This is a genomic window from Brevibacterium sp. CSND-B09, from assembly GCF_052906525.1.
Window position 1 is genome coordinate 4,221,924 of sequence record NZ_JBREGI010000001.1, and the last position, 13,687, is coordinate 4,235,610.

At 64.7% G+C, this 13,687-nt stretch carries 14 protein-coding genes; 3 read left to right on the forward strand and 11 right to left on the reverse strand.

What is annotated here, in order from left to right; genetic code table 11:
- Positions 1–10: 10 nt before the first annotated feature.
- The 9 genes from ACU4IU_RS18905 to ACU4IU_RS18945 all read right to left on the reverse strand — a co-directional run bounded on the left by ACU4IU_RS18905 (position 11) and on the right by ACU4IU_RS18945 (position 8,662).
- Entirely contained in the window at positions 11–910 is a 900-nt protein-coding gene (locus tag ACU4IU_RS18905; RefSeq protein ID WP_139467106.1) for a glutamate ABC transporter substrate-binding protein, read from the reverse strand.
- A 45-nt stretch (positions 911–955) separates the two neighbouring features.
- Entirely contained in the window at positions 956–1,705 is a 750-nt protein-coding gene (locus ACU4IU_RS18910; protein ID WP_139467105.1) for an amino acid ABC transporter ATP-binding protein, read from the reverse strand.
- Positions 1,706–1,832: 127 nt separating this feature from the next.
- A complete protein-coding gene (locus ACU4IU_RS18915) occupies positions 1,833–3,524 on the reverse strand; it encodes an AMP-binding protein (RefSeq protein ID WP_139467104.1) in 1,692 nt (563 codons plus the stop codon).
- 28 nt (positions 3,525–3,552) lie between these two features.
- Positions 3,553–5,286, reverse strand: a complete 1,734-nt coding sequence (locus tag ACU4IU_RS18920; RefSeq protein WP_139467102.1) for an ABC transporter permease — start codon at positions 5,284–5,286, stop codon at positions 3,553–3,555.
- A 2-nt stretch (positions 5,287–5,288) separates the two neighbouring features.
- Positions 5,289–6,053, reverse strand: coding sequence for a molybdate ABC transporter substrate-binding protein (modA, locus tag ACU4IU_RS18925; protein WP_139467099.1), 765 nt, complete (start codon positions 6,051–6,053; stop codon positions 5,289–5,291).
- 95 nt (positions 6,054–6,148) lie between these two features.
- Positions 6,149–6,550, reverse strand: coding sequence for a TOBE domain-containing protein (locus ACU4IU_RS18930; protein ID WP_139467097.1), 402 nt, complete (start codon positions 6,548–6,550; stop codon positions 6,149–6,151).
- A complete protein-coding gene (locus tag ACU4IU_RS18935; RefSeq protein WP_139467095.1) occupies positions 6,547–6,978 on the reverse strand; it encodes a molybdenum cofactor biosynthesis protein MoaE in 432 nt (143 codons plus the stop codon). Before ACU4IU_RS18935 ends, ACU4IU_RS18930 begins: the two co-directional genes overlap by 4 nt.
- Complete coding sequence (moaC, locus tag ACU4IU_RS18940) at positions 6,975–7,445, reverse strand: cyclic pyranopterin monophosphate synthase MoaC (protein ID WP_139467425.1); 471 nt, start codon at positions 7,443–7,445, stop codon at positions 6,975–6,977. Before moaC ends, ACU4IU_RS18935 begins: the two co-directional genes overlap by 4 nt.
- The gene (locus ACU4IU_RS18945; protein ID WP_229663916.1) at positions 7,442–8,662 is read right to left on the reverse strand and encodes a molybdopterin molybdotransferase MoeA; all 1,221 of its coding nucleotides are present in this window, start codon (positions 8,660–8,662) and stop codon (positions 7,442–7,444) included. The genes moaC and ACU4IU_RS18945 overlap by 4 nt, the downstream gene beginning before the upstream one ends.
- A 41-nt stretch (positions 8,663–8,703) precedes the next feature.
- Between ACU4IU_RS18945 and moaA the strand changes: the two genes are divergently transcribed.
- Both moaA and ACU4IU_RS18955 read left to right on the forward strand, forming a co-directional pair.
- The gene (gene moaA / locus ACU4IU_RS18950) at positions 8,704–9,792 is read left to right on the forward strand and encodes a GTP 3',8-cyclase MoaA (protein WP_139907981.1); all 1,089 of its coding nucleotides are present in this window, start codon (positions 8,704–8,706) and stop codon (positions 9,790–9,792) included.
- Complete coding sequence (locus tag ACU4IU_RS18955) at positions 9,793–10,038, forward strand: MoaD/ThiS family protein (protein ID WP_139467091.1); 246 nt, start codon at positions 9,793–9,795, stop codon at positions 10,036–10,038.
- A gap of 32 nt (positions 10,039–10,070) precedes the next feature.
- Here the strand turns inward: ACU4IU_RS18955 and ACU4IU_RS18960 are convergent, their stop codons facing one another.
- Positions 10,071–11,273: a ThiF family adenylyltransferase gene (locus ACU4IU_RS18960; protein WP_139907980.1), complete on the reverse strand. Its 1,203-nt coding sequence runs from the start codon at positions 11,271–11,273 to the stop codon at positions 10,071–10,073.
- A 37-nt stretch (positions 11,274–11,310) separates the two neighbouring features.
- Positions 11,311–12,528 (reverse strand): molybdopterin molybdotransferase MoeA, encoded by a 1,218-nt coding sequence (locus tag ACU4IU_RS18965; RefSeq protein ID WP_446657553.1) that lies wholly within the window; start codon positions 12,526–12,528, stop codon positions 11,311–11,313.
- A gap of 111 nt (positions 12,529–12,639) precedes the next feature.
- Here ACU4IU_RS18965 and ACU4IU_RS18970 point away from each other — a divergent pair, with 111 nt between their 5' ends.
- On the forward strand, positions 12,640–13,497 hold the full coding sequence (locus ACU4IU_RS18970) for a CPBP family intramembrane glutamic endopeptidase (protein ID WP_373284067.1): 858 nt from the start codon (positions 12,640–12,642) through the stop codon (positions 13,495–13,497).
- The last annotated feature ends 190 nt before the right edge of the window (positions 13,498–13,687 follow it).

Sequence of the window (13,687 nt, forward strand, 5' to 3'; positions counted from 1 at the left end):
GTGGACTGGGTCAGTAGCGGTCGACCTTGGGCATGTCGACACCATCGGTGGATCCGAGTGTGTATTCGAATGCCTTCTTCCAATCGCCGTCGTCCATGCCCTTCTCCAGAGCATCGTTGACCGCGTCCCGCAGGGCTTTGTCGTCCTTGGGCAGTCCGACGCCGTAGGGCTCTTCGGTGAAGGGCTTGCCGACGACTTTGAATTCGCCTTCGTACTGCTTGGCATAGCCGCGCAGGATCGCGTCATCGGTGGTCACCGCGTCGACGGATCCCGACTGCAGGTCGGTGACGCACTTCGAGTAGGCATCATAGGTGACGAGTTCGGCCTTCTTGTACTTGTCCTTGATGTTCTGCGCCGGAGTCGAACCGTCGACGGAGCAGACCTTCTTGCCGTCGAGGTCCTCAGGACCGGCGATATCGGAGTCCTCGGCGACGAGCAGATCCTGACCGGCGACGTAGTACGGCCCGGCGAAGTCGACGACCTTCTTGCGCTCGTCGTTGATCGTGTAGGTGGCGACGACCATGTCGACGTTGCCCTGCTGCAGGAACGGCTCACGGTTGGCCGAAACGGTCTCCGTGTACTTGATCTGGTCGGGCTTGAAACCGAGCTGTGCGGCGACCATCTTCGCGATCTCGATATCGAAGCCCTCGGGCGTCTTCGATCCGGCCGAGACGTTTCCGAGACCCGGCTGATCGTACTTCACGCCGATGGTGATCTCGCCGGCGTCCTTCGCCGCCTTCCACGTCTTCGAGTCGGCGATGTCCGCGCTCTCGTTGACAGTGTATTCGGGAGCCTCTGCCTTGGCTCCGTCGCCGTCGGCAGGTGCGTCCGGGGTTCCGCCCTGGCCGCAGCCGCTGAGTGCCAGCATTCCGATGGCCACCGAGGCGACCGCCAGTCTGAGCTTCTTCATGGTCTCTCCTTGTGAGTGAGGTGGTGCTGATTGAAAGCGGTGGTGTCAGTTGGTGAGGATCTTCGACAGGAAGTCTTTGGCTCGGGCGCTCTGGGGGTTCGTGAAGAACTCCTCGGGTTCGGCGACTTCGACGATCTCCCCGTCGGCCATGAACACCACGCGATGGGCGGCTTTGCGGGCGAAGCCCATCTCGTGTGTGACCACGACCATGGTCATTCCCTCCTCGGCGAGTCCGACCATGACGTCGAGGACTTCGTTGATCATCTCCGGGTCCAACGCCGAGGTGGGCTCATCGAAGAGCATCACCTTCGGCTTCATCGCCAGAGACCGGGCGATCGCAACACGCTGCTGCTGACCACCGGAGAGCTGAGCCGGATACTTGTCGGCCTGGTGGGCGACGCCGACGCGTTCGAGCAGCGCCATCGCCTGCTTGTCCGCCTCGGCCTTCGGGATCTTGCGCACCTTGATCGGTCCCAGAGTGACGTTCTCGAGGATCGTCTTGTGGGCGAAGAGGTTGAAGGCCTGGAACACCATGCCGACGTCGGAGCGCAGCTGAGCCAGGGCCGCGCCTTCGGCGGGCAGTTCCCGGCCATCGATCGTGATGCTGCCGGAGGTGATGGTCTCCAGCCGATTGATCGTCCGGCACAGGGTCGACTTGCCCGAGCCGGAGGGTCCGATGACGACGACGACTTCGCGTTCGGCGATATCGAGATTGACGTTCTTCAATGCGTGGAAGTCGCCGTAGTGCTTCTCGACTTTGCTCAAGGACACCAGTGGTGGTGATTCAGCTCTCATATGTTGTGATCCTAGTGAATATGGGCGCGCAGAAGAACGGCACGCCCGGGGCAGACAGAACTGCAACCGACTTGTGACCTCGAGCACTCCCCCGACTGCAGTTCCTGCCGGGACGCGATCGCAGCCCTCAGGCGTCGGCCGTGTGAGCGAGCTTCTCGCCTTCTCTGCGCAGCTCGATCTTGCGGATCTTGCCCGACACGGTCATCGGAAACGACTCACGGACTTCGACATAGCGAGGGATCTTGAAATGAGCGAGTTTGCCGGAGCAGAACTCACGGACCTCGTCGGCGGTGAGCGAGTCGAATCCGTCCTTGAGGATCACCCACGCCATAAGCTCTTCGCCGTACTTCTCATCGGAGACGCCGACGACCTGGACGTCGCGGATCGCGGGATGATGGTAGAGGAATTCCTCGACCTCGCGCGGATAGATGTTCTCGCCTCCGCGGATGACCATGTCCTTGATCCGTCCGGAGATGTCGACGTACCCATCGTCGTCCATGATGGCCAGGTCGCCGGTGTGGATCCAGCGAGCCGCATCGATGGTTTCGGCCGTCTTGTCCGGCTGATTCCAGTAGCCGAGCATGACAGCGTATCCGCGAGTGCAGAACTCGCCCTTCTGGCCGCGCGGAACGGTCTGTCCGGTGACGGGGTCGACGATCTTGATCTCCAGGTGGGGCATGACTCGGCCGACCGTCTCGGTGCGCTTCTCCAGTGAGTCATCCACTCGCGTCATCATCGACACCGGCGCGGTCTCCGTCATGCCGTAGCAGATGGCGACTTCGGACATGTTCATATCGTCGATGACTCGACGCATCGTATTGACCGGGCAGGGCGAACCGGCCATGACGCCGGTGCGCAGCGAGGAGAAGTCGAATTCCGCGAACTGCGGATGCTCGAGTTCCGCGATGAACATCGTCGGTACACCGTAGAGCGAGGTGGCCTGCTCTTCGGTGACCGCCCGCATCGTCGCCACCGGGTCGAAGGCGGGAGCCGGAAGCACGATCGCTGCGCCATGGCTGAGTGCGGCCAGGTTGCCGATGACCATGCCGAAGCAGTGGTAGTACGGCACGGGAACGACCACGGTGTCGGCGGGGGTGTACGAGAGCATCTCGCCGATGAAGAAGCCGTTGTTGAGGATGTTGTGGTGGCTGAGCGTCACGCCCTTGGGGAAGCCTGTCGTTCCGGACGTGTATTGGATGTTGATCGGATCATCGGCCGAGAGGTCGTCGATGAGCTGCTGCAGCCGCACCGCGTATTTCGCCCCTTCGTCGTCGAGCATCTCGCGACCCTGCTCGATGAGGTGGGCGAAGGATTCGCGCTCGCCCACCGTGACACCGCCGATGAGGTCCTCGGTGACAGTGTCGAGGAAGACGAGGTCGAGGCCGGGGATCTTGGCCGCCACCTCGGTGGCGATGGCATGGAAGTCCGAGTGCGGAGGTGCGACGATCTGCGAGATCATCAGGCTCATTCCGGACTGCTCGACGACGAACTCGAGTTCGTGGCTGCGGTAGGCGGGGTTGACGTTGACGAGGATCGCCCCGATCTTCGCCGTGGCGTACTGGACGAGCGCCCATTCGCCGACGTTCTGCGCCCAGATGCCGACGCGGTCGCCCTTCTTCACCCCACGTTCGAGAAGACCGATGGCCAGTGCGTCGGTATCACGATCGAAGTCGGAGTACGTCCACCTCCGGTTCGAATGCCGATCGACCAAGGCCAGCGCTTCGGGATTCTCGGCTGCGGTGCGTTTGATGTGCTCGGCGATGGTGATCCCGAGCAGCGGTTCCGTCGATGTTCCCGACGAGTAAGACAATTCGGACACTGCGGTGTGCTCCCTTGCATGCCAATTTTCACTGTGACTGATTGCACACTATTCCGTCACGGTCCCGCATGCAAAAGCTGAGGAGGAATTCAGCGGCCTCACCTGCGGATTCGGGGTCGACCTGCCCGATGGGAGCCGAGTGGGCGACGCTTCCGTTCTCGACCAGAACCAGTGAGTCGGCCAAGGCGGTGACATCGTCGACGTCATGAGTGACGAGCAGTGCGCTGCGACCCTTCAGCAGACGGACCAGCACTTGCCGGGTCTCGACTGCCACATCCACGTCGAGGGCAGCGAGAGGCTCGTCGAGCAGCAGCAGCTTCGGCTCGACGACGAGAGCACGAGCCAGGGCGATGCGGGCGGCCTGCCCGCCGGAGACGGCGTCCGGTCTGCGGTTCGCGCACTGCCCCACGCCGAGGCGGTCGAGCATCGCCTGCGCGCGTTCATTTGCGGCGCCGCGAGACGCGCCCAAAGCCCGCAGACCGAAGCTGACGTTCTCGATGACGTTGAGGTGCGGGAACAGGAGCGGGTTCTGCGCGAGATGGACGATGCCGCGATCGTGGACGGGTGGCCACAGGCCCGCGGCGATATCGAACACCGTGTCCTCCCCGATGCGGAGTCGTCCGGAGTCGGGCACGAGGGCTCCGGTGAGGACCTGGAACAGGGTGGATTTTCCGGCCCCGTTGCGACCGATGATCGCGGTGGTTCCCGGCCGCGAGGCACTGAGATCCAGTGCGATTCCACGGGTGCTGAGTCGGATTTCGGCACTGATGCCCTGCCCGGGGTCCGCGGATTGCGCGTCTGTGCTGTCCGCTCCCCCACGTTCGGATACATCCGTCGGGGAGCGCGGGTCCGCCTCGACGGGGGCGGCAGCCGGGACCGTGTCGGCGGGAGTGGGGGTCGGAGAACTGCGCGGGGACTTCAGGCGGGGAGCGTGCGGGGACCGGTAGGCGAGGATGATGATGAGCACGGCGATGGCGATGAGCAGGAGCGAGAGGCCGATGGCTGCCTGCGGGTCGGATTCGCGCACGAGATAGATCTGCAGCGGCATCGTCCTGGTGACGCCGGACAGCGACCCGGCGAAGGTCAGCGTCGCCCCGAACTCGCCGAGCGAGCGAGCGAAGCACAGCACGGCACCCGTGATGATCCCGTGTCGGAGCAGCGGCAGGGTGACGGTGAAGAAGACGCGATTGGGTTTCGCGCCGAGCTCGGCGGCGGTGAGCTCATAGCGGCGGCCGAGTCCCGCGGTGGCGGTCTCGACGGACATGACCATGAACGGCAGGGACACGAAGACCTGCGCCATGATCACCGCCGAGGTGGTGTAGGCGAGGCTGAGGCCCGCCGCCTCGAGTCCGCCGCCGAGGATGGCCGACCGGCCCCAGGTGTAGAGCAGTGCGAGTCCGCTGACCACCGGTGGCAGCACGAGGGGCAGCAGGATGAGGGTGCGGACGATGCGTTGGCCGGGGAACGTTCGGGTGGCGAGCAGGTACCCGAGGGGAAAGCCGATGAGGACGCTGATGAGAGCCGAGGTCACCGAGGTCAGCAGGGACAGCTTCATCGCCAGCCGCGATTCCTCGGCCGTGATCACGGCAAGCAGACCCTGCGGGTCGACTCGGGTGAGCATGCCGATGATCGGCAGGAGCAGGAAGACGATGCCGATGACGGCGGGCAGCCACAGCCAGCCCGGGATGAGCGGATCCGATCTGAGCCGCCTCTCTCGGCTGGGCGGGGACGCCGCCGGTCGGTTTGGGAAGGGCGCGGGCATTGTCAGCCTGCGGCGAAACCGGCGTCGCGCAGCAGCTTCTGGGCTGTGTCGGAGCCGAGGAACTTCACGAAGGCATCGGCTTGGTCCTGGTTCTCGCTGGCCTTGACGGTGGCGGCCGGGTACTTGTTGATGACCTTGTCTGCGCCGTCGAGATCGACCTGTTCGACCTTGCCGTCGCCACGGGCGATATCAGTGACGTAGACGATTCCCGCATCGGCCTGTCCGGCGCCGACCTTGCCGAGGACATCGGTGACCGAGTTCTCTTCGCTGACCGGATCGAGATCGACGTCATTGGTCTCGGCCCACTTCTCCGTCGCGGCTCCGCAGGGCACCTGAGGTGCGCAGACTACGAGGTCGTTGCCGGAGAAGTCCTTGGAGCTCTTGATCGCCTTCGGATTGCCGTCGGCCACGGCCAGCGTGAGCGTGTTCGAAGCGAACATCTCAGGCTCGCCGGCGAGCAGGTCGTCGTTCTCCAGCGTGTCCATCGTCTTCTCATCAGCGGTGGCGATGACGTCGGCGGGGGCGCCTTCGGAGATCTGGGAGACCAGGTCGGACGATCCGGCGAAGGAGAACTTCACCTCGGGTGCGTTCGGATCGGCGGCCGTGAACTCATCGGCGATGTCTTCGAAGACTTCGGTGAGCGAAGCGGCGGCGAAGACGGTGATCTCTTCCGATTGGTCCGCTTCGGCCCCCGTGTCGGGTCCGGAGGAGCAGGCGGTCAGGGTCAGGGCTGCGACGGTGCAGAGCCCCAGCAGGGTTTTCTTCATACCCCCATTGAACCCGCAGATGCGGTTCCGTGTCGACTTCAGTTCCGATTATGAGACTCGCAGAGTTCGTGCAACGCGGAAGAGTCGGCTGCCCTTCATGAACCCGGGACGGTGTCGATCGACACCATCGTCGCCTTCACCGAGGCGGTCGCGAGGCTTCCCGGTTCGAGCTCGAGTTCGCGACAGGCTTCGGCCGACATCAGCGATACCACGCGGAAGGGACCGCACTGCATGCTGACCTGGGCCATCACTCCGTCGATGCTGACGTCTGTGACGAGTCCGGCGAAGCGGTTGCGCGAGGAGCTCACGACGCCGCTGGGATCGGGCAGAGCCCCGGACGATGTTTGGGCGAGGGCGGCGAGCTCACTGCCTTCGACGACCGCCCGGTTCGACGCGTCTTTGTGTTGGGAGAGGCGACCATCGGCGACCCACCGGCGAACCGTGTCATCGCTGACTCCGAGGAAGCGTGCCGCATCGCTGATACGCAGTCGTGTCATTCGAGGGCTCCTACCCATTCGTCCGTGCCATCGCTGAAGTGCTGGTGTTTCCAGATCGCGACCCGGGCCTTGACCTCGTCGATGAGCTCGGAGCAGGCACGGAAGGAATCCTGCCGGTGAGCGGAGGCGACGACCGCGGCCAGGGCCACGTCGCCGATCTCGAGGTCACCGACGCGGTGGACGACGGAGAGCCTAACCGCGGGATGACGGGCAGCGACGTCTGCCGCCACCTCGGCGATCTGTGTTGAGGCCAGGGGGTGGTATTCATAGTGCAGTCGGCTCACTCCACGGCCTTCATCGTGGTCGCGGATGACACCGGAGAAGCTGACGGCGGCACCACAGGCGTCGGTGAGGACCTCGGGTTCGAGCTCCTGGGTCGAAATCGGGGTCTCGACGACTCCTGTGGTCACGACGGTTCCGGTGCTCATGACTCTCGTGTCCAATCGCCGCTCTTTCCGCCGGTCTTCTCGATGACCTTGATGTCGCCGATCACGGCTCGACTGTCGACGGCTTTGATCATGTCGAAGATCGTCAGCGCCGCCGTGGTCACAGCCGTCAGCGCTTCCATTTCGACGCCAGTCTTCGACACAGTCTTGACCGCGGCAGTGATGGCCACCGCGTCCTCGCGGAGTTCGAACTCCACATCGATTCCCGTCAGCGGCAGCGGATGGCACAGCGGGATGAGGTCGCTGGTGCGCTTGGCGCCCATCACGGCCGCGATGCGGGCCACGGGCAGGGCATCGCCCTTGGGCAGTCCCGCCTCGGTGATGAGGTCGATGACCTCGGACCGAGTGGTGATGAGGCCGGACGCGACGGCCCGGCGCTTCGTGACGTCCTTGTCGCCGACATCGACCATCTGGGCTGTCCCCGATGCGTCGACGTGGCTGAGTTTCATGCGATCTTCCACGTCATCAGCCTATCTTCCATAGCTGAGAACGGATCGCCTGTGCCCGCCTCCTCGGGTGAGACGAAGACGAGATGGCTGGCTTCGGCATAGCTGTGCAGCAGGTGGGATCGGGAGTCGCCGACGAACTCGAGGCCTGCCTCAGTCAGTCTGGCACGGCGGACCTGCAGCTTTCCGGCTGGAGGGGCTTCGTCGAATCCGTGGGCCAGTCGGTGGTGGGCGACTTCCCGGGGTGCTTCATGATCGGCCAGCCCGAGCAGGGCGGGGCGGATGAAGAGCTCGAAGCTGATGAGTGTGCTCACCGGGTTGCCGGGAAGTGCCACCCACGCGTGGTCGGCCAGACGTCCGCAGCCCTGCGGCCCCCCGGGCTGCATGGCGATCGGTTCGAAGGTCATCGAAGAGCCCGCATCGAGATCGGCAGCGAGTTTGACGACTTCGTGCGCTCCCTTCGAGATGCCGCCGGTCGAGATGACCAGCTGAGCGTCGCTGTCGCGGACTCGGTCGAGCAGCTGCTGCGGGTCGTCGGGGACGAACGCGACCTCGGTGTCGACACCGAGGCGGCGCAGCCCGGAGCTGAGCGTCACGGAATTCGCGTCGTTGATCCCGGCGGCCGCCTCGGCGGCGATCTCATCACCCGTGCTCACGACGAGGACACGCGGCAGGCCGAGCACGGGCAGTTCGTTCACTCCACACGCGGCGGCCACGCCGAGGTGAGCGGGCGTCAGCATGGTGCCCGCGCTCAACACGGTCTGACCGGCGCTCACGTCGGAGCCGCGGGGGCGGACGAATGCTCCCGGGCACGGTTCCGCATGAGCGTCGAGGGTGATGGATAGGGTGATGGATTCGGCACCGAAGCGTCCCGGCGAGGTGTCTTCGATCTTGACGACCATATCGGTTCCCTGCGGCAGCGGTGCCCCGGTCATGATCTCCACCGCGGTGCCCGGCTGGACTGTCTCACCACGGGACCCCGCTGCGACGCGACCGCATACGAGAATCGGGCGTTGCCGCATCTCCTCCACGGTGGCCGCGGCCAGGGCGTAGCCGTCCATGCTCGAGTTGTCGAAGCCGGGCACATCGATCGGCGATTCCACATCGGCGGTCAGTCGCCTCGGCGCTTCCAGCAGTGAACTCAGCGGCAGGCTCACCGGACCGGTCAGCGGCGTAATGATCTCGGATATGCGCTCACGATGCATCTTCGCAGTAGTCATGGGACGATGATATCGACACGCTGTTCAAGGAGGATGACGCAATGGAGAAGATCGGCCTGCCCATGCCGGTGCTGAGAACTCCGACGGTGGACCCGGGCGAGGAGTTCACCGCTCACAATGAGGACTCGCTGCTCGACACCTTCGATCGCCGCGCTCGCGACCTCCGCATCTCCCTCACCGACTTCTGCAATCTGCGCTGCACCTACTGCATGCCGGAAGAGGGCGTCGAGTTCATGTCTCGCGACTCCGCAATGTCCGGTGACGAGATCGTCCGCTTCGTCCGCATCGCCGTGGAGAAGTTCGGCGTCGACCAGGTCCGCTTCACCGGAGGCGAACCTCTCACCCGCAAGGACATCAACGAGATCATCGCCGGCGTCGCAGCACTGGAGCCGCGACCGAACATCGCACTGACGACGAACGCGATCGGCCTGGACAAACGCGCCGCGGGGCTGAAAGCGGCGGGACTGGATCGCATCAACGTCTCTCTCGACACGATCGATCCGGAGACCTTCGCGACCATGACCCGGCGCCCGTTCCTCAAACGTGTGCTCGAGGGCATCGACGGGGCGAAAGCCGCCGGTCTCAACCCTGTGAAGATCAACGCTGTGCTGCTGCCGGGGGTCAACGATGCACAGGCTCCTGATCTTCTGCAGTGGTGTCTCGAGCAGGATCTGAGCCTGCGGTTCATCGAACAGATGCCCCTGGATGCCGGACATTCCTGGGAGCGGACGTCGATGATCACCGCAGCCGACATCTTCGCCCTCCTCGAACCCCGATTCGTGCTCACCCCGGATTCGGCCCCGCGGAACGGGGCCCCGGCCGAGAAGTTCCTCGTCGCCGATCGACGCCGTCCCGATTCGATCCTCGGCACTGTCGGCATCATCGCTTCGGTCACGCGTCCCTTCTGCGCAGACTGCACTCGCACCCGCCTGACCGCGGAGGGACGTGTGCGCACCTGCCTGTTCTCCCGCACCGAGGTTGATCTGCTCACGGCGATGCGCGATGGTGCTTCCGACGAATCGATTGCGAACCTATGGAAGGGTGCGCACTGGAAGAAGCTCGCCGGTCATGGGATGGACACGGATTCGTTCGAGCAGCCACAACGACCCATGAGCGCCATCGGAGGATAAGTGCCCACCATCACCGTTCGGTTCTTCGCCGCAGCCCGGGAGGCCTTCGGCGCCCGCGAATCACAGATCCGTGCCGGGTCCGTCGATGAGCTCGTCACGTCCCTCGCCGAGGCGGCCGACCCCCAAGCCGCGACCGTGCTGTCGCGCTCGAGCTTCCTCGTCAATTCCGTGGCCGCCACCGATCGGTCCGTGAAACTGTCCGACGGTGACACCGTCGATGTCCTCCCGCCGTTCGCCGGCGGGTAGGACCTTGAACAGCGAGATCGGTTGAAGCCTCGTCAGCTCTGCTCTGGAGTCGGCTGTGACAGATAGGCGAGATATCCGCCGTTGACCGAGGTCACCGCGATGCCGTGAGAGCGCAGCTGCGCAGCGGTCTTCGCCGAGCGCACTCCCGACCGGCAGTAGAGGGCGATGCCGTGCGGCCGTGCTGGGGCGGCATCAGAGGAGGCGGGGGTGTCCGCTGTGTCGGGAGTCGGCAAGCGGCTGGGATCGGCGAGCAGCTCGTCCATCGGAATGTGAATGGCACTGGGGACCATCCCCGAGGCGACCTCATCGTCATCGCGGATGTCGACGAGGATGGAGTCGGCCTCGACGTCCGCCCAGGTCACGGTGGCCGGCCCCAGGAGGCTTTCCCCTGTGGTCGGGCCGGCTGTTCTCTCTGCGGTGTCGTCGGTCTTGAGTGAGTCGAACGTGTGCTGGGCGTAGTCGCCGCGGTGCTGCCCGAGGTCTGTCACCGGAGGCCTGCCCGGAATCGGTCGCACCGGGACCGTCTCCCAACTGGTGTCGAGGCTGCTGTGGATGGCCACGCTGTTGACGAGCGGTGTGCCGATTCCGGTGAGCACCTTGATGGCCTCCATCGCCATCGCGGATCCGATGCTTCCGCACAGGGGCCCGAGGACTCCGGCGACCGAACAGTCGGGCACACTGCCCGGAGCCGGAACCTCGGGGTAGAGGTCGCGCAGTGTGGCGCCGCGTTCGGCATCGAAGACGGCGACCTGACCGTCGAAACCGAGGATCGTCCCCCACACGAGTGGGATTCCGAGAATCTCACAGGCATCGTTGGCAAGGTAGCGGGTGGCGAAGTTGTCGCTGCCGTCGACGACGATGTCGACGCCTTCGAAGAGTTCGAGAGCGTTGTCCGGAGTGAGCAGCTGCGGAATCGTCCGGACCTCGATCGACGAATTGATCCCGTTCATCCGCTGCCGGGCGGAATCGATCTTACGAGTGCCGATGGCCGCCTCGGTGTGGATGACCTGGCGATGCAGATTGCTCAGCTCGACGACATCGGGATCGATCACGGTGATCGTGCCGATGCCGACGGCCGCGAGGTAGCTGAGTATCGGGGCGCCGAGTCCCCCGGCACCGATGACGAGAACATGCGAGTCGAGCAGTGCGGCCTGCGCGCTTTCACCGAATCCGGACAGTCGGATCTGCCGGGCGTAGCGGGTCCGGTCGGCAGGACTCAGGCGTGAAGTCGACATGACCCCATCCTAATCCGGAAGGGAGGGAGGGAAGGCGTCAGCACTCGAGGTAGTCGATGGCCGTGCCTGCGCACAGTTCTGCTGAACCATGCGGGGTATCGGTGCCGCGCGGGATTCTGATGATCACATCGGCCGCGGCGAAGTTCGGAAGCCTGGACCGGTCGGCAGGGAGGATCTCCCCTGATTCGGTGAAGGTGCCGGGACGGAAAGTGACGACGTTTCCGTGTGTTCGCAGATCGGGCCCCGCGAGAAGTCCCTTCCGCCATCTCCGTCGCAGGCTCTTCCCGGTCAGCAGCGAGCCGACAAAGAGGTGGAAGGCGACGAAGGCTCCCTGTGGAGTGCCGGGCAGATGGATGAGCGGCAGAGTGCCGCGGCGTCCGAAGCCCTGAGGCGATCCGGGTCGCATATCCAGTCGGCGGAACGTCGAATGGTCGGGTTCCAGGACCTGACGGACGACTTCGAAGGCACCGGCGCTGATACCTCCGGTTGTCACAACGAGGTCGGCCTCGGCGCTCATCGTCGTGAGCACACCGCGCAGCTCGTAGGCGTCGTCGCTGCACGTGGCTTCGATGGATTCGGCACCGAAGCCGCGGACTGCGGCGGCGAGCATCGGCAGGTTCGAATTGAAGATCGAGGAGGCGGCCGCCTCGGTGCGACTCTCACCTGTCTGGTCGGCACCCTGGATTTCGTCCCCGGTGACGATCAGACCGATGCGGGGTCTGCGGAGAACTTCGATCTCGGTGATGCCGAGCATCGCCAGCACGCCGACTCCGGCCGAGGTGATCCGCTCCCCGACGGTCAGGACGATGTCGCCCCGGCACATGTCCTCACCGATCGAGCGGATGTTCCACCCGGGCGGGACAGCGGCGGGGAGGGAATCAATTCGGATGGCTTCGGGAGCCGGCCCGGTCTGTCGAGCGTCGGTCAGCTCGACAGGGACGACCGCCTCGGCGCCGGAGGGAACGGGAGCACCTGTCATCACGCGCACAGCGCATCCCGTCTGCAGCGTGACGGCGGAATGTCCGGCGGGGGTGTCGCCGACGACTCGAATGGCGTTCCCGTCGCGGGCGGAGTTCAGGGCAGCGCCGTCGAGGGCGAAACCATCCATCGCCGAGGCGGCGAAGTCGGGCACCGATCGCGGAGCTCTGATGTCCGAGGCCGTGGTGCGCCCGACGGCGCTGCGTACCGGCGTCGTCTCGGTGTGGAGATTCGGTGCCAATTCGGCGATGAGCTCGGAGTAGTCCTCTGGGTCCAATGATGTCCTTCCCTCGCTCCGATCCTACTTGTGAATCGGCGGAGCCAGACGCGATGATTCGGTGCGGCACTGGTCGAAGTTCCGGTGCGACTCGGACCGGGTTCGTCTACAGTGTGGAGCGTGGACACTGACCGAGCAGTAACCATCGAATCCTCACAGTTGAAACCGCTCAGCTGGGAGGCCGCTGCGGCTGCCTCGCTGGCGGTCTCGGCGGTTGTGCTCTTCGGCCTGGGAACGACGTTTCCGCAGGTCCGCGCCTTCGGATACGCACCGATGCTCGCGGCCCTGATCATCGCGTGGAGTGTCAATCGGAGTTTCGCCAGAGACCTCAGCATCATCGCCGCGTGTCTCGCTCTCATCTCGGCGATATCGGTCGAAGCCGATATCTCGTGGTCGAACATCGCACGCATGGGCGTTGTGCTCTCGGCCGTCGTCATCGGCCCTTGGCTCGTGACTCGTTATGTGTTCGAAGACAAGACGATCCAGTTTCCGCTGCGTCGCGGCCAACCCTGGTCGCGGCTGGAATGGGCATGGCTGGTCTTCGTCGTTGTGGTCGCCTGGGCAGTGCTGCCGCAGTACTTCATGCGCACCGGGGTCTACCTCAACTGGCCTCCGCTGACGAACTGGTCGGAGATCATCCGACTGTTCTTCGGGGTCAACGCCGTGGGCATCTGGGACGAGCTGTTCTTCATCTGCACGGTCTTCGCGCTCCTGCGCAAACACTTCTCGTTCTGGACCGCGAACATATTCACCACGATCATCTTCGTCTCGTTCCTCTGGGAGCTCGGCTACCGGTCGATCGGTCCGCTGCTGACGATCCCCTTCGCACTCGTGCAGGCCTTCATCTTCACTCGCACGAAATCGCTGCCGTATACGGTCACGGTGCATCTGCTCTTCGACGCGCTCGTGTTCCTCACGATCGTCCACGCCCACCATCCTGACGCGCTGCCCATCTTCATCGGCGTCTGACTGCTGCAGGCAGCCTCTCGATGCCCGGCATCTGTCACCCGAACTCGTATAATCTGCCGGTGGCACCGCACCCCTCACCCGTCCGGCCACACCCTCGTGCTGCAACGCTCTGAAGCGACACTGCGGGTGAGGGATGCCCGCCCGGAAACGACGAAGGCTCCCGTGAGGCGGTGACCCACAGGAGCCTTCG

Excerpts from the sequence above, each read along its gene's own strand:
- ACU4IU_RS18905 (WP_139467106.1), bottom strand. The coding sequence starts at position 910 with ATGAAGAAGCTCAGACTGGCGGTCGCCTCGGTGGCCATCGGAATGCTG.
- ACU4IU_RS18910 (WP_139467105.1), bottom strand. The coding sequence starts at position 1,705 with ATGAGAGCTGAATCACCACCACTGGTGTCCTTGAGCAAAGTCGAGAAG.
- ACU4IU_RS18920 (WP_139467102.1), bottom strand. The coding sequence starts at position 5,286 with ATGCCCGCGCCCTTCCCAAACCGACCGGCGGCGTCCCCGCCCAGCCGA.
- modA (WP_139467099.1), bottom strand. The coding sequence starts at position 6,053 with ATGAAGAAAACCCTGCTGGGGCTCTGCACCGTCGCAGCCCTGACCCTG.
- ACU4IU_RS18930 (WP_139467097.1), bottom strand. The coding sequence starts at position 6,550 with ATGACACGACTGCGTATCAGCGATGCGGCACGCTTCCTCGGAGTCAGC.
- ACU4IU_RS18935 (WP_139467095.1), bottom strand. The coding sequence starts at position 6,978 with ATGAGCACCGGAACCGTCGTGACCACAGGAGTCGTCGAGACCCCGATT.
- moaC (WP_139467425.1), bottom strand. The coding sequence starts at position 7,445 with ATGAAACTCAGCCACGTCGACGCATCGGGGACAGCCCAGATGGTCGAT.
- ACU4IU_RS18945 (WP_229663916.1), bottom strand. The coding sequence starts at position 8,662 with ATGACTACTGCGAAGATGCATCGTGAGCGCATATCCGAGATCATTACG.
- moaA (WP_139907981.1), top strand. The coding sequence starts at position 8,704 with ATGGAGAAGATCGGCCTGCCCATGCCGGTGCTGAGAACTCCGACGGTG.
- ACU4IU_RS18960 (WP_139907980.1), bottom strand. The coding sequence starts at position 11,273 with ATGTCGACTTCACGCCTGAGTCCTGCCGACCGGACCCGCTACGCCCGG.